A 15131-nucleotide genomic window follows, 5' to 3' on the forward strand; every position below is an offset into this window, starting at 1 on the left:
ATGTCGGGAAGGTCCTTGGTGGAGCCGAGGGGAATCGAACCCCTGACCTCCTCATTGCGAACGAGGCGCTCTACCATCTGAGCTACGGCCCCAAGGAAGCGCGGAGATACGTTGGCGGGGGCGAAGCGTCAAGCGGGGTTTGCGGTCCTTGGAACAATGGCGCGGGCGCGCTACATCCGTCTTGCCATTGTCACGCAAGGAACGCCCATGGGCTCGGCTATCGTCTGGTTGGTCAATACCGTCATCGGCCTGGCCATCCTCTTCATCTTCGTCCGGGCGATCATCGGCTGGCTGGTGCAATTCGACATCATCAACACCCGCAACCAGGTCGTCTATCAGGTGCTGACGATGCTGGAGCGCGTCACCGATCCCGTGCTGCGTCCGATCCAGCGCGTGGTCCCGCCGCTGGGCGGCATCGACTTCAGCCCGATCATCGCCTGGCTGGCGCTGACCGTGATCCGCATCCTGTTCAACGTCTACCTGGCGCCGCCGCTCTACATGCTGGGCTAGCCCCATGCGGCTGGCGGTCCGACTCACCCCGCGCGGCGGGCGCGAGGCGGTCGACGGCTGGGCGGTCGACGCCGACGGCCGGCCCTATCTGAAGGTCCGGGTCGCGGCCCCGCCGGTGGAGGGCGCGGCCAACGCCGCGTTGCTGGCCTTCCTGGCCAAGGTTCTGGGAACGCCCAAGTCGTCCCTGACCCTGGTCTCGGGGGCCGGCGCCCGGGTCAAGCTGATCGACATCGCCGGCTGCGACCCGTCGTCGCTGGAGCGGGCGCTGGGCGCGCCGCCGAAGACCGGCCGCTGACACGGCGGGGCAATTGGCGGCCGCAAATCCTGGGAAAGGCGCTTCTCGTGGCGCTACGCGCCCTTAAGGGCTCGCTTTCGGGGTACAATTTGTCGTTCGACGCTAGTTTGGCCGGCGACGAACCGCGTTCTTTCACCTCCTCTTAGCCGAAGCGTTTCATGCTATGGGCTGTGCGGGATGCGCGGCGGACGCATTCGTTGCGGGGGCGACGTGGACAGCAAGGACCATCACTCAGGGCCGGCGAGGGTGGCGGTCGCCCGTCGCGGCAACCTGTATCTGCGGGTGCTCGCCACGGTGATGATCGCCACGATGCTGCATGTCTTCGTCGGCATGCGCTGGGTGTGGATCTGGGCCGCCGTCTACGCGGCGGCCCAACTTCTGGAACTGGCGCTGGTTCGGGCCCTGCTCGCGCCGTCGTGCTCCGGCCCGGCGGACCGGGACAAGGCCTGGGCCATGGGCTGGGTCGTGGTGTTGATGCCGGCGCTCACCTCGACGATCTTCGGCTTTCTGTCCTTGCCGCTGTTCGCCTCGCACGAGCGGTTCGCGCCCACCCTGGGCGGGCTGCTGCTGGCCGGGGCCCTGCTCAACGTCATCGTCGTCAACAGCAGCCTGAGGTCGGCGACCCTTTCGGCCGCGGCGCCGCACGTGGTCTATCTGATGACTGTGCCGTTCGTGGCCCGCGCCGCCAATCCCAACGCGCCCCTGGCCTACGCCCTGTGGTTCGGGGTGCTGCTGCTGATCGTCTCGGTGTTCGTCGCCGCGCGCACGCTGGAAAGGGCCTTGCAGGCCGAGGCCGCCGCCAAGGACGAGGCCGAGCGCCGTCGCCACGAGGCCGAAGAGGCCGTGGCCGCCAAGTCCGCCTTCGTGGCGATGATCAGCCATGAGCTGCGCACGCCGATCAGCGCCATTCTGGCCGGCGCGGCCCGCCTGCACAGCGACCTGCCCGACGCCGGATCGAAAATCCACGCCCAGCTGATCGGCGACGCCGGCGCGATGATGCGCACCCTGCTCAACGACCTGCTCGACCTGTCGCGCCTGGACGCCGGGCGGATGGCGGTCGAGCAGGCGCCGTTCGACCTGCGCCAGGCCATGGCCGACACCCTGCGGCTGTGGCGGCCCGACGCCCAGAAGAAGGGCCTGCGCCTGCGGGTCGAGGGCGCGGCCAACCTGCCGCGCTGGGTGGCGGGGGATTCCCTGCGGCTGCGCCAGGTGCTCAACAACCTGCTGTCCAACGCCATCAAGTTCACCGAGCGCGGCGCGGTCACCGTGCGGCTGGCGGCGCGCGAGGCCGACGGCGGCCTGGTGTTCGAGGCCGTGGTCGCCGACACGGGCCGGGGCCTGACCGAGGAACAGATGGCGCGGCTGTTCACGCCGTTTGACCAGCTGGCCGCCAACGTGGCCCGCGAACACGGCGGCTCCGGCCTGGGCCTGGTGATCAGCCGCGAGCTGGCCCGGCTGATGGGCGGCGACCTGACCGTGACCAGCAAGCCGGGCAAGGGTTCGCGCTTCCGGCTTGAGGTCCGGCTCAAGGCCGCCCAGGCGCCGGGCGCCCGGATCGGCGGCGCCGTCGTCGAGGGGGCGCGGGTGCTGGTGGTCGACGACCACGTGGTCAACCGCCGGGCTCTTGAGCTGGTGCTGCAGTCCTTCGGCATCCAGCCCACCCTGGCCGAATCCGGCGAACGGGCCCTGGAGCTGCTGCAGTCCGAGGTGTTCGAGGTCATGCTGATGGACGTCTACATGCCGGGCATGGATGGTCGCGACGCCACCCGCCAGCTGCGGGCGATGGAGGGCCCCAATCGCGACATCCCGGTGATCGCCGTCACCGCCTCGGCCACCGCCAAGGACTGGGAGGCCTGCCGCGCGGCCGGCATGAACGCCCACGTCGCCAAGCCGATCGATCCCAGCCAGCTGCATGCGGCCTTGAGCGAGGTGCTGCGGACGGGGGCGTCGAGGGCGGCGGCTTAAGGCGCGGACTTGCCCCTACGGATCGCTGCACGATCGTCTTCCCCCACGGGGGGAAGAGCCTGGAGCGCGAGGCGCCGCCCCCTATGGGGGCGGACAGACCGCGAAGCGGTCAGGTGGGGGCAAGGGGGACGTTTCGCCGAGCAGCTTGGCCAGCCGTTCCCGTAACGCCGCCTGGTCCTTCATCTGGCACTCCCACACCGTCTCCACCCGCCAGCCGGCGGCGGTCAGGTCGGCGAGGTTCCGGCTGTCGCGAGCCACATTGCGCGCCACCTTGGCCAGCCAGTAGTCGCGGTTGGCCTTGGGCACCCGCGACCCCCGGGCGCAGTCGTGGCCGTGCCAGAAGCAGCCATGGACGAAGATCGCCAGCCGCCGGCCCGGCATCGCCACGTCGGGCGAGCCGGGCAGGTCCTTGCGGTGCAGGCGGTAACGCGCGCCCAGTCCGGTCAGCAGCCGGCGCAGCAGCAGCTCGGGCCTGGTGTCCCGGCTTCTGACCCGGGCCATCACGGCCGAGCGCTTGGCGGGGTCGAAGACGTCGGTCATGACGCCCTAACGCCCTCGCCCGCGTGGTGGATCAAAGACCCTCGAACAGCGCCGTCGATAGGTAGCGCTCGGCGAAGCTGGGAATGATCGCCACCACCAGCTTGCCGGCATAGTCGTCGCGCATGGCCAGGTCGAAGGCGGCGGTCAGGGCCGCGCCCGAGCTGATGCCCACCGGCAGGCCCTCGGTCGAGGCCGCCTTGCGGGCCATGGCGAAGCTGTCGTCGTTGCTCACCTGGATGATCTCGTCGATCACCCCGCGGTCGAGGATGCCCGGCACGAAGCCAGCGCCGATGCCCTGGATCTTGTGCGGGCCGGGCGCGCCGCCCGACAGCACGGCCGAGGCCTCTGGCTCGACGGCGATCATCTTCACCGACGGCTTGCGGGCCTTCAGCACCTGGCCGACGCCCGAGATGGTGCCGCCGGTGCCGACGCCCGAGACCACCGCGTCCACGGCGCCGGCCGTGTCGTTCCAGATCTCCTCGGCCGTCGAAACCCGGTGGATCAGCGGGTTGGCGGTGTTCTCGAACTGCTGGGGCATCACCGCGCCGGGCGTGGCCTCGATGATCTCCTGGGCCCGGGCGACGGCGCCGCGCATGCCCTTTTCGGCCGGGGTCAGCTCCAGCTTGGCGCCCAGCAGCAGCAGCATCTTGCGGCGCTCGATCGACATGCTCTCGGGCATGACCAGGGTCAGCTTGTAGCCCTTGGCGGCGGCCACGAAGGCCAGGGCGATGCCGGTGTTGCCGCTAGTCGGCTCGACGATCGTGCCGCCCGGCTTCAGCAGGCCCTTGGCCTCCAGATACTCGATCATGGCCACGCCGATGCGGTCCTTGACCGAGGCCAGCGGGTTGAAGAACTCCAGCTTGGCCACGACCGTGCCCTTGGGCTTCAGCTCGGCGGTCAGGTTGGGCAGGCGGACCAGCGGGGTGTCGCCGACCGTGTCGAGGATCGAGTCGAAGATCTTGCCGCGTCCGGCGCGCTTGAACCGCGCGGCGTCGTAGATCGAGGAGGCGTCGTCCATGGGAAGTCTCGCTTGGTGTGGCTTTGGCGGCCTGGGTTCAAGCCACCTTAGGCCGGGGGTTTTGACGTGTCAGCGGCTCATTCGGCGGCGAGCGGCGCAGTTTTCCTGAAGGCCAGCGGAGTCAGCAGGCCTTCGGCCAGCCAGCGCACCACCGGGGCGGCCACGCCGTCGCCGATCACGTGCAGGCCGGCCGTGGCGCTGCGGGGCAGTCGATAGGCCTCGGGCAGGCCCATCAGCCGGGCGCCCTCGCGCGGGCTGAGCAGGCGCGAGCGCGCTTGGCCCCGGTCGATCACCAGCAAGGTCTGGCGCGACGAGCCGCCGCGCGGGGTGCGCAGGCAGCCGGCCAGGCCGTCGAACCGCACCTCGGCCCGCTGCTCGCCGCCGCGCATCCGCCGAAAGACCGCCCCGACCGACCGCTCGCCGCTCTGGACCCGGGCCTCGACGGCGGCGCGGTGGGCTGGGGCCATCAGGTCCAGCAGGGCGGCGGTCGCGGCGTCGGGCCGCCAGGTGACCTGGTCGTCGGGTTCGAGCAGGGCCGAAAGATCGGTGTTGCGGGCCGGCGGCGCGGCAAGGCCCCACCAGGTCCAGGCGGCCGCCAGGTCGGCCGGCAGGCGGGCGTGGGCCTCGCGCACGGCGCGGGTCTGGAACGGGCTGGGTCCGGTCAGGCCCTCGACCGGCAGGCGGGTGGCGATCACGAACACCCGCGGCCGCGATTGCGGGACGAAGCGGGCGGCGTCGATCTCCAGGGCGCCGAACCGGTAGCCCTGGTCGGCCAGGGCCCGGCACAGGGCGGTGAAGTCGGCGCCGCCGTGCGAGGTGAGCAGGCCCACCACGTTCTCGACCACCACGGTGTCCGGGCCGCGCCCTTCGGCGGAGAGCGCCTCCATCAGCTTCCAGAAGCCGAAGAAGGCCGAGGATCGCCCGCCCTGCAGACCGGCCCGGGCCCCGGCCAGGCTGAAGTCCTGGCAGGGGCTGGAGGCCCAGGCCAGGTCGGCCTGTCCCGGCAGGTCGGCCGGCGCGATCTTCCAGACGTCGCCCTGGCGGAAATGACCCTCGCCGTCCGTCGAGCCCGCGTCGGCGAAGTTGGCGCGATAGGTCGCGGCCTTGACCGGGTCGAAGTCGTTGGCGAAGGCGCAGGTCCAGGCCTCGCCCAGGCCCAGGCGCGCCATCCCGCCGCCGGCGAAGAATTCGTAGAAGACAGGGCCAGGAGCGGCGTTCCGATTCATCGCCCGGGAGTCTAGCGTGAGCCGCCCCTGCGAGGATAGCGCCGCCATGCTTCGTTTCACGTTCCCGAGGAGCGTCGCCCTTCCCCTGGTCCTGGGTGTCGCCGCGGGCCTGGCGGCGTGCGGGGAGTCGCCGATGGGCGCGTCGGACGGCGCCGCGACCGCGCCGGCCGACGCCCCGGCCTCGGCGCCGCCGGGACCGGACTTCTCCGGCGATTTCGACCTGGTGGGGACCGAGCCGTTCTGGGGCGGCGCGATCCGCCCGGACGGCCTGAGCCTGACGCGAGCGGGCGAGGCTGAGGTCCGCGCCGACAATCCGGGCGTCAGGGTCAAGGGCGGCGCCGGCGTGTGGGACGCCGGCGCCCTGGTGCTGAAACTTCGGGCCGAACCGTGCTCGGACGGCATGTCGGATCGACGATACGGCTATCGCGCGGAGGTCACGCTCGAAGGGCGGACGCTAAGGGGCTGCGCCGCCGCGCCGGGGACGGCGCCGCCTCAGTAGGCCGTGCGCTGCAGCGGCACCACGACGGCGGTCGAGACCAGGATCCAGACGTCCTGCAGGATCGACCAGTTCTCGATGTAGTGATTGTCGAACCGGATGCGCTGTTCCATGTCGGCGACCGTCTCGGTCTCGCCGCGGAAGCCCTTGACCTGCGACAGGCCGGTGATGCCCGGGCGGGTGCGGAAACGCTTGTGATAGTCGGCGATGTTGGAGCCGTAATATTCGTCGTGGGCCAGGGCGTGCGGGCGCGGCCCGACCAGCGACATGTCCCCTTTCAGCACGTTCAGAAGTTGCGGCAGCTCGTCCAGGCTGGAACGGCGCAGGAAACGTCCCACCCGGGTGACCCGGCTGTCGTTGCGGGTGGCCTGCTTCACGACGGCGCCGTCGTCGGCGACCGTCATCGAGCGGAACTTGTAGACGCGGAACGGCACGCCGTTCAGGCCGGTCCGCCTTTGCACAAACAGGACCGGCCCGCGGCTGTCGAGCTTGACGGCCAGGGCGATCAACAGAAGCGTCGGAGCCAGAAAGATCAGCAGTCCCAGAGAACCCGCGATGTCGAGGAGACGCTTCTGAAAGCTGTAGGCCGGCCCCGTGCGAGACGCGCGCGGCTGTTCCAGACCCGTAATCGCGTACCCCTGTTCCATATCAGACCTCATCCGTCCTTCGTGCCGGGCCGATGGAATAACGCCCTCGGAGTCGTCCCTAGCAAGGGTCACGCCACTCAACTTTCCAAGCTCAGCCGTATCGAACGGCGGCTTGTTCGAGAGCTTTGCTGAGATTGTTTCTTGGTCCACACTGAGATCCCCATTAACAATCCAGAAGCCATAAGGGAACACGCGAAAGCTCTTTTTTGCGATCTGGTTGTTCAGATGACAGGGACGGCGTATTTTTTCGCCACAACGCTAGATCGTTTTGACACTCTTTCGTCGTTTCCCCACATGGACCAGATTCTTGAGACACCAAACTAGTGTCTCGAATTGGGCCATGCAGCCCCGTATTGAAAATTTCATGACGCTCGCCATGGACGGGTACTGTGATGCTTAGCGCCACCATGAGGTCCGCGGAATGGGGCGCCAGCCTCGCCGGCGCGTCGAAGGTGTTCAGGCCCTCGGGACCCGGCCCCTTCCCGGTGGCGCTGATCCTGCACGGCTGCGGCGGCAAGACGCCGTTCCTGGAGGCCTATGCCCAGGTCGCGGTCGAGGCCGGGTGGGCGGCTGTGGTGGTCGACAGCTTCGCGCCGCGCGGGATCTCGCCGCTGCGCGCCAAGCTGACGGTCTGCACCGGGACCGCGTTGCGAGGCCTCCAGCGCTCAGGCGACATCTTCGCCATGCTGGCCTGGCTGGAAGGCCAGGCTTGGGCCGACGCCGAGCGCGTGTTCCTGGCCGGCTGGAGCCATGGCGGCTGGGCGATCATGGACGGCTATGCGATCGGCCAGGACGCCGCCCGCGCCACGGGCGTCGTCGACGCCGATCCGCTGAAGCTGCGCGCCCGCGTCAAGGGCGCCTTGCTGGTCTATCCGTACGCGGCCTATCCCTCCCTGACCTCCAGCCAGGGATGGAGCAACGTCCAGGGAGCCATTGGCCCCAAGGTGTTCTCCGTCGTCGCCGGCAAGGATCAGGTGGTCGGCTGGAAATATCCGCAGAAGGCGCTCGAACGCCTCAAGCGCGACGGCCTGGTAGTCGACACCGCCTTCTATCCGGACGCCACCCACGCCTTCGACGACGATCGCGCCAACGATCCGCGGGCCCGGTACCGACCTGACCTGTTCGCCCGCACTCAGGACTATTTCGCCAGCGCCCTGGCGGTGGCGGCGGCCGGCTAAACTCGCCTTCAACGCGCATTCTTCCCTCCAAGATTGTGCGTCCCAGATTTGTATGCCAGGGTCGCACCTCCTAGCGGGAGGCCTTCCATGAAGCTGGCGCCGTTCGCGCGAGCCGCGCTCGCCCTGACCCTCGCCCTGGCGCCCGTCGCCTGCGCGCCGGTGGCGCCGCCGCCCAATCCCGTCGCCCAGGTCACCGCCGCCAGCCTGAAGGCCCAGACCCTGTCGCTGCTGGACCTGGCCGGAGATCCCTACGCCAACCACGCCGCCGAGGTGGACGCCCTGACGGCGCGGATCGACGCCGCGGCCAGCGCGGCGGGGGCAGATCCGCTCAACACCTTTTCGGCCCGGCAATGGGCGGTGCTGCGCGATCCAAGCCGAGCGCTCTACGGCGGCACGATCGCCCTGTGGCGCAGCCAGGGCGCGTTGAGCCCAGCCTTCCGCGACCAGAAGAAGATCCAGATCGGCCGGGCGTTCGACTACATCCTCTGCCTGGAGGCCAACAAGCGGCAGGCCACGGCCTGCGGCCAGATCGAGGAAGGCGGCGCGTCATGAGCCAGTTCGACGACTTCCTGGCGGCCGCCAAGGCCAACCTCTCGGCGCTGGGCAAGGACAGCTTCGAGGGCTATTCCGACCAGGTGAAGGTCCTGGCCCAGGACGCCCTCGACAAGGCCAAGGCCAATCTGGCGCTCTGGACCGGCCAGCTGGCGGCCGGCCAACTCAGCCAGGCCGAGTTCAGGAACCTGGTCCAGGGCGAGACCGACCTGACCGAGATCGCCGGCTACACCGCCGCCGGGATCAGCCAGGCCGAGGCCCAGCGACTGCGCGACGCGGTGACCCTGACCGTGATCAACACGGCGCTGGACACCTTCCTCACGTCCAGGCCGGCCTCCTGATCAGGCCGCGACGGGCGCCATGCGACGCTCGCGGCGCAGCGGCATGGGACCGCGATAGGCCAGCCGCCACAGCCACTCCAGCGGCCCCATGGTGAAGCGAGCCATCCACCAGCGCGACCACAGGATCTGCAGCAGCCAGATCACGGCCACGGCGCCGGCCAGGAACGGTCGGTCGACCTTGCCGTACAGCCCCGGACCGCGACCGCCGTACAGCAGCACCGTCATCAGGACCGACTGAGTCAGGTAGTTGGTGAAGGCCATCTGGCCCACCGGCGCCAGCACGGCCGGGATCGCCTTCCAGAGACGAGCGCGCGTCGCCATCACCATCAGTCCCACATAGCCCAGGCTGACCACGGGGGCCGTGGCGCTCTGCAGCCAGCGGGCCAGGGCGCGGGAGGGCCAGGGGTGGCTGGGCAGCAGCATGTAGGTCGTCTCGGCCATGCCGACGATCGCCAGGGCGCCCAGGCCGGCGGCGATCAGGCCTTGATAGACGCCGGTCGAGGCCCTGCCGCTCAGGACGCCCAGCTTGTAGAGGCCCATGCCGATCAGCATCAGCGACAGCACCAGCAGCGGCCAGGTCGGAGGCCACTGGGTGAACGAGCCGGACACGTAGTCCCAGTAGTCCTTGGCGTTCTGGACGAAGGACTGGGCGAAGCTTCCGGCGTACTGGGCGCTGTCGGCGTGGACTTGGGCCAGGAACTTGGCCATGGCGGCGGGCGGCGGGTCGCCGCCGCCCTCGGCCGCGTGCTTGAGCAGGTTCCAGGCGCCCCAGGCCGAGAGCCCCAGGTGCAGGCCGATCCCCGCCTGCAACAGGCGCCTGGCCGGCCACGCGCGGACCCAAAGCGCCAGCAGTCCGACGATCGCATAGGTGTTGAGCACGTCGCCCTGCCAGATCACCAGGCCGTGGAAGAGGCCGATGGCCAGCAGGCTGACCAGGCGCAGGATCAGGATCTTCCGGCGCTGGCCGGCGTCGGCCCCCACCCCACCCTCGCCGCCGACCAGCAGGATCGAGGCGCCGAACAGCATGGCGAACATCGAATAGAACTTCTGCTGGAAGAACACCTGGGTGACCCACCAGACCGCCACCGAGTCCGGCGCCATGCCCAGCGGCCACAGGGTCAGGCTGGTGGCCACCGCGTGAGGCTCGGCCGAGATCGGGATGTTGCACAGGAGGATGCCCAGCACCGCCAGGCCCCGCAAGGAGTCCAGCAGAACGATACGATCCTTGACCATCCACGCCCCCGAAACGCCAAACCTACGCCGATCGGTCACGATCCTGGACTGTCCGCGCCCGAACGACAACCCTGGGTTAGGCAAACCTCATCGGGGACATGCCGTGCGTATGCCCCCGTCGTGAAACATCAGCCCGCCGTCGCCAACCCTCGCAGGGCGGCGTTGGCGATCGTCAGCTTGGCGAAGGTCCAGCCGCCGCCGGCCTGCTCGATATCCTCGACCGTGCGCTTGGCGGCCCGGACGCCTTCGGCGCGCAGGGCCCCCCAGGAGGCCACCGCCGCCTTGGCCGAGGCCTCGTCGTCGCCGGCCTGGGCGTTGGCGGCGAACTTCAGCACCGCCTGGGTGATCGCCGTCTGTTCGGCCAGCATGTCCTCGATCAGCCGGCGAACCGCCAGGCGCTCGAAGGCGTCGCCGCCGACGAACGAACCGGCCGCCGAGCGCAGGCGGTCGAAGCCATAGGCCGCGCCGACCTGGTGATAGAGGCGGGCCACGTTCTCCACCGACCAGCTGGACGCGTTGCCCAGGTCGACCAGGTCGGCCGCCGTTGTCACCGGCTGCAGGGCCGCCACGGCCTGGGCCAAGGCCTCCGGCGCGCCGTCGGCCACATAGGCCTTGGCCCGCTTGGCGACGGCCTTCTGCTCGAACGGCGAGAGGATCGTGGTCCCCAGGGCCGACAGCGCCTTGACCGACGGACCATAGGCCTCGACCAGCGCCTTGACCGTCGACTTGTCCTTGAACGCCCGGCGCGCCAGCCAGAAGGTCAGGCTGCGCACGGCGTAGGCCAGCGCCTTGTATAGCGCCAGCTGACCGTTGGCCGAGGCCTTGCCGTCCAGGGCCGAGACCTGGTCCCACAGGGCGTCGATCCCCAGGATCTCCCGCGCCGCGGCGAAGGCGATGACCAGGGCCGTGGTGTCGCAGGCGGCGGCGGCGCGCAGGCGGCTGGGGAAGGTCGGGCCGCACATGTTGATCATCTGGTTGTCCAGCACCGTGGCGATGATCTCGCGCCTCAGGCGGTGCTGCTGCATGGCGTCGCCGTACTGGCCGAGGGCCGACGGGAAGTAGCCCTTCAGCGTCGCCTCGAACCAGGGATCGTCCGGCGCCCGGGAGGCGACGATGTCGTCGAACAGGTCGATCTTGCCATAGGCCAGCAGCACGGCCATTTCCGGCCGGGTCAGGCCCTTGCCGGCCTGCGCGCGGTCTGTCAGAGCCGCCGCTTCGGGCAGGCCCTCGACCTTGCGGTCCAGCCGCCCCTTCGCCTCCAGCTCGGTCATGAACCGGGCGTGGGACTCGACCTCGGAGACCGCGTCGCTTTCCATCAGCGACAAGGCCAGGGTCTGGTCGTAGTTGTCGGCCAGGACGTGGCTGGCCACGTCGTCGGTCATGGTCGGCAGCAGCTGGTTGCGAGCGTCGCGGGTCAGGGCGCCGCCGCGCTCCAGGATCCCGGTCAGGATCTTGATATTGACCTCGTGGTCGGAACTGTCGACGCCGGCCGAATTGTCGATGGCGTCGGTGTTCAGCCGGCCGCCCAGTTGCGCGAACTCGATGCGGCCCGCCTGGGTCAGGCCCAGATTGGCGCCCTCGCCCACCACCTTGACCCGCAGGTCGGCGCCGTTGACGCGGATGGCGTCGTTGGCCTTGTCGCCGGCCTCGGCCTGGCTCTCGCCCCTGGCCTTCACATAGGTGCCGATGCCGCCGAGATAGAGCAGCTCGGCCTTCGACTTGAGGATCGCGGTCAGCAGTTCGGCCGGGGTCACCGTCTCGGCCTTGATCTCGAACAGCGCCCGCACTTCGGGCGACAGCGGGATCTGCTTCAGCGAGCGCGCGAAGACGCCGCCGCCCTTGGAGATCAAGTTCTTGTCGTAGTCGTCCCAGGACGAGCGCGGCAGCTTGAACATCCGGTCGCGCTCGGCCCACGACTTGGCCGGATCCGGGTCGGGGTCCAGGAAGATGTGGCGATGGTCGAAGGCGGCCAGCAGGCGGGTCTGCTTGGACAGCAGCATGCCGTTGCCGAACACGTCGCCGCTCATGTCGCCGACGCCGACGGCGGTGAACGGCTCGGCCTGGATGTCCTTGCCCAGTTCGCGGAAGTGGCGCTTGACCGCTTCCCAGGCGCCGCGGGCGGTGATGCCCATCACCTTGTGGTCGTAGCCGACCGAGCCGCCCGAGGCGAAGGCGTCGCCCAGCCAGAAGCCGTAGTCCTCGGCCACGCCGTTGGCGATGTCGGAGAAGGTGGCCGTGCCCTTGTCGGCGGCGACGACCAGATAGGGATCCTCGCCGTCATGGACGACCACCCCGACCGGCGGCACGATCCTGTTGTCGGCGTCGATATTGTCGGTGATGTCCAGCAGGCCCGACAGGAAGGTCTTGTAGGCGCGGATCGCCTCGGCCTGGATGGCGTCGCGGTCGCCGCCGCGCGGCAGGTTCTTCGGATAGAAGCCGCCCTTGGAGCCGACCGGCACGATGACCGCGTTCTTGACCTGCTGAGCCTTGACCAAGCCCAGCACCTCGGTGCGGAAGTCGTCGCGGCGGTCGCTCCAGCGCAGACCCCCGCGGGCGACCGGCCCAAAGCGCAGGTGCACGCCTTCGACATGCGGGGCCGAGACGTAGATCTCGCGATACGGCTTGGGGGCCGGCAGGTCCTCCAGCGCACGCGAGGCGATCTTGTAGCTGATGTAGGGCTTGGGCTCGCCGTCGGGGCCGAGCTGGAAGAAGTTGGTCCGCTGGATGGCGCCGATCAGGGCGGCGATGCGACGCAGGACCCGGTCGGCGTCCAGGCTCGCGACCGCCTGCAGGGCTTCGTTGATGTCGGCCTCGACGGCCTTGGCCTGCTCCTGGCGAGCGGCCAGGTCGGCGCGGACGGCCGGATCGAACTTGATGCGGAACAGGTCGAGGATCAGGCGGGTGACGCCGGGATTGTCCGACAGGGCTTGCTCCTGCACGCCCTGGCTGGGATCCAGGCCCGTCTGCTGGCGGTAGCGGGCCAGGGCGCGGACCAGGGCGGCCTCGCGCCAGCCGACGCCCAGCTCCAGCACCAGCCGGTTGAAGCCGTCGCTCTCGGCGCGGCCCGTCCAGATGGCGACGAAGGCGGCCTCGAAGGCGGCCTTGATGTCGTCGAACGACAGGTGCTCGCCGCGCTCGTCGCGCAGGGTGAACTCGTGGACCCAGACCTTGGCGTGGGTGTCGCTGGCCGGGGTCAACTTGAAGCCGTCCTCGATCAGAGCCTTCAGGCCCATGTGCTCGAGGATCGGCAACACGTCGGCCAGGGGCGCGGCGGCGCCGGGGCGGTAGAGCTTGAAGCGGAAGGTCAGCTTGTCGTCGCCGGCCAGGCGGAAGGCCCGGACCCGCACCGCCTCGTCGGCGCCCAGGCTGTCGACCACGGCGAGGTCGGCCAGGGCCTCGGCCGCGTCGTACTGGTCGCGATAGCCAGGCGGAAAGGCGTTCTGCCAGCGGGCCAGGGTCTCCACGACGCGGCCCGGCGCCCCACCGTCGCGCACGGCGGCCTCGAAGCGGTCGTCCCAGGTGCGGGCGGTCTCGGCCACGGCGGCTTCCAGCGTCGCCAGGTCCGGATCGCCGTGCTTGCCGGGCGTCACGCCCAGCACATAGTGCACGCGGGCCAGGGGCGCGTCGGAGAAACTGGGATAGTACGCGCTGACCCGGCCGTCGAAGGCCGCGGCCAGGATCTTGCCGGCCCGCTCGCGCACGCCGCTGTCGTAGCGCTCGCGCGGCACAAACATCAGCACCGAGATGAAGCGGTCGAACGGGTCCTTGCGGGCGAACAGCCGCACCCGCGGACGGTCGTAGAGGTGCAGCACCCCCATGGCCATTGACAGCAGCTCATCCTCGGAGATCTGGAACAGCTCGTCGCGCGGCCAGGTCTCCAGGATGTTGCGCAGGCGCTTGCCGCTGTGGCCTTCGGGATCCTTGCCGGCCTCCTTGAGCACGTGCTCGACCTTGCGGCGGATCACCGGCACCTCGTGGGCGGGCGTCTCGTAGGCCTCGGCGGTGAACAGGCCCACGAACCGGACCTCGCCCGACGGTTTGCCATCGGCGCCGTACCGGCGCACGCCCACATAGTCCATGTAGCCGCGGCGATGGACCTTGGAGCGCAGGTTCGACTTGGCCACCACCAGGGGCGCGCCCAGCAGCAGGTGGTCGCGGACCTGGGGCGACAGGATGGCCGGCTCGCTGCCGCGCCGCAGCACGGTCAGGGTCTGGTCGCGCAGCACGCCCAGGCTGCCCTCGGGCTGGTACAGCGGCTCCTCGGCCGCGTAGCCGCCGTCGGCGGTGCGGGGATAGTCGTAGACCCGGGCCCCCAGGAACACGAAGCGGTCGCCCTCCAGCCAGTCGAGGAAGGCCAGGCCCTCGTCGCGCTCGCCTTCGGGGATCGGGGCCGTGGAGGCGCGCAGTTCAGCGATCGTGCGGCGGATCAGGGCCTTCATCGCCTCGAAGTCGTCGACCGCCAGCTGGACGTCGGCCAGGGCGTCGCGGACAGCCGCGACCAGGGCGGCCTCCCGGTCCTCGCCCACCGGGGCCAGATAGACCTGAATCATCGAGCGCCGGCCGGCGGGGGTGTCGATCACGGGGTGGAACATGGCCCGCACCGAGAAGCCGTGCTCGGCGACCGCGCCCATGATGCTGTCGACCAGGAACGGGCGGTCGGGCTGGACGATCTCCAGCAGGTCGCTCCTAAGGTCGGTCCCGTCGGCCCGGCGGGCGGGCCGGACGCGAATGGATAGCGGGTCGGTCGCGGTCTCGCCGAAGGCCCAGAATTCCGCCAGAGCGTGGGCGACGTCGGCCGGGTCGAAACCCGGCAGTTCCTCCGCCGACCAGTCCTCCTGGACCTGGGCGGCGAACCGGGCCTGCGCCTCGGTGAGCGCCCCTTGCCCCAGCGCCGCGCCGAAGGCCCGAATCAAGCCTTCCGGCTCAGCGGTGGCCACCGGGGGGTCAAGTTTTTCACCGACCATGGGATTTCCTCGCGAATTTTTGGCGACAACCTAGCCTTTCCAGGCCCAGTTTCAACCGTAGCCAGGGAAAAGCGCAGAATATCTTACCGAGAAGATCCGCCCGGACGGGATCGGCTGGGCCGCGGACGCGGAAGCGCCGCCGGTTGGGGGGAAACCGGCGGCGCGG

The 15131-nt window shown here is 69.9% G+C and carries 13 protein-coding genes and 1 tRNA gene; 7 read left to right on the forward strand and 7 right to left on the reverse strand.

The genetic code is table 11. From position 1 onward, the window contains the following. Positions 1–16 precede the first annotated feature (16 nt). Positions 17–92: transfer RNA gene (locus tag EV278_RS16450), tRNA-Ala, on the reverse strand. A gap of 115 nt (positions 93–207) precedes the next feature. On the opposite strand from EV278_RS16450, the gene EV278_RS16455 reads away from it, so the two are divergent. The 3 genes from EV278_RS16455 (at position 208) to EV278_RS16465 (ending at position 2770) form a co-directional block, all read left to right on the forward strand. Continuing rightward, positions 208–510, forward strand: coding sequence for a YggT family protein (locus tag EV278_RS16455; RefSeq protein WP_132093765.1), 303 nt, complete (start codon positions 208–210; stop codon positions 508–510). Positions 511–514: 4 nt separating this feature from the next. Further along, positions 515–805, forward strand: coding sequence for a DUF167 family protein (locus EV278_RS16460; protein ID WP_132093766.1), 291 nt, complete (start codon positions 515–517; stop codon positions 803–805). 297 nt (positions 806–1102) lie between these two features. Next, positions 1103–2770 carry an ATP-binding protein gene (locus EV278_RS16465; protein ID WP_243692231.1) on the forward strand — a complete coding sequence of 556 codons (1668 nt, stop codon included), beginning with the start codon at positions 1103–1105 and terminating at the stop codon, positions 2768–2770. An 81-nt stretch (positions 2771–2851) separates the two neighbouring features. On the opposite strand, the gene vsr is transcribed toward EV278_RS16465, so the two are convergent. The 3 genes from vsr to EV278_RS16480 all read right to left on the reverse strand — a co-directional run bounded on the left by vsr (position 2852) and on the right by EV278_RS16480 (position 5554). Beyond that, positions 2852–3310, reverse strand: a complete 459-nt coding sequence (gene vsr / locus EV278_RS16470) for a DNA mismatch endonuclease Vsr (protein WP_132093770.1) — start codon at positions 3308–3310, stop codon at positions 2852–2854. 31 nt (positions 3311–3341) lie between these two features. After that, complete coding sequence (gene cysK, locus EV278_RS16475; RefSeq protein ID WP_132093772.1) at positions 3342–4328, reverse strand: cysteine synthase A; 987 nt, start codon at positions 4326–4328, stop codon at positions 3342–3344. A gap of 77 nt (positions 4329–4405) precedes the next feature. Next, a complete protein-coding gene (locus EV278_RS16480; protein WP_132093774.1) occupies positions 4406–5554 on the reverse strand; it encodes a DNA cytosine methyltransferase in 1149 nt (382 codons plus the stop codon). A gap of 46 nt (positions 5555–5600) precedes the next feature. On the opposite strand from EV278_RS16480, the gene EV278_RS16485 reads away from it, so the two are divergent. After that, on the forward strand, positions 5601–6053 hold the full coding sequence (locus EV278_RS16485; protein WP_132093777.1) for a hypothetical protein: 453 nt from the start codon (positions 5601–5603) through the stop codon (positions 6051–6053). Here EV278_RS16485 and EV278_RS16490 read toward each other — a convergent pair. Beyond that, positions 6047–6697 carry an exopolysaccharide biosynthesis polyprenyl glycosylphosphotransferase gene (locus tag EV278_RS16490; protein WP_207905502.1) on the reverse strand — a complete coding sequence of 217 codons (651 nt, stop codon included), beginning with the start codon at positions 6695–6697 and terminating at the stop codon, positions 6047–6049. The genes EV278_RS16485 and EV278_RS16490 overlap by 7 nt on opposite strands. Positions 6698–7104: 407 nt before the next feature. Here EV278_RS16490 and EV278_RS16495 point away from each other — a divergent pair, with 407 nt between their 5' ends. The 3 genes from EV278_RS16495 to EV278_RS16505 all read left to right on the forward strand — a co-directional run bounded on the left by EV278_RS16495 (position 7105) and on the right by EV278_RS16505 (position 8768). Then, complete coding sequence (locus EV278_RS16495; protein ID WP_132093783.1) at positions 7105–7875, forward strand: dienelactone hydrolase family protein; 771 nt, start codon at positions 7105–7107, stop codon at positions 7873–7875. Positions 7876–7962: 87 nt separating this feature from the next. Further along, on the forward strand, positions 7963–8427 hold the full coding sequence (locus EV278_RS16500; RefSeq protein WP_132093786.1) for a hypothetical protein: 465 nt from the start codon (positions 7963–7965) through the stop codon (positions 8425–8427). Next, positions 8424–8768 carry a hypothetical protein gene (locus EV278_RS16505; RefSeq protein ID WP_132093789.1) on the forward strand — a complete coding sequence of 115 codons (345 nt, stop codon included), beginning with the start codon at positions 8424–8426 and terminating at the stop codon, positions 8766–8768. Before EV278_RS16500 ends, EV278_RS16505 begins: the two co-directional genes overlap by 4 nt. Here the strand turns inward: EV278_RS16505 and EV278_RS16510 are convergent, their stop codons facing one another. Then, a complete protein-coding gene (locus tag EV278_RS16510; RefSeq protein ID WP_132093792.1) occupies positions 8769–10001 on the reverse strand; it encodes a DUF418 domain-containing protein in 1233 nt (410 codons plus the stop codon). It abuts the gene before it with no gap. Between the two features lie 128 nt (positions 10002–10129). Then, the gene (locus EV278_RS16515) at positions 10130–14965 is read right to left on the reverse strand and encodes an NAD-glutamate dehydrogenase (protein WP_132093795.1); all 4836 of its coding nucleotides are present in this window, start codon (positions 14963–14965) and stop codon (positions 10130–10132) included. Positions 14966–15131: the final 166 nt, after the last annotated feature.

It is taken from the genome of Caulobacter sp. BK020 (assembly GCF_004342605.1).
Classification (GTDB): domain Bacteria; phylum Pseudomonadota; class Alphaproteobacteria; order Caulobacterales; family Caulobacteraceae; genus Caulobacter.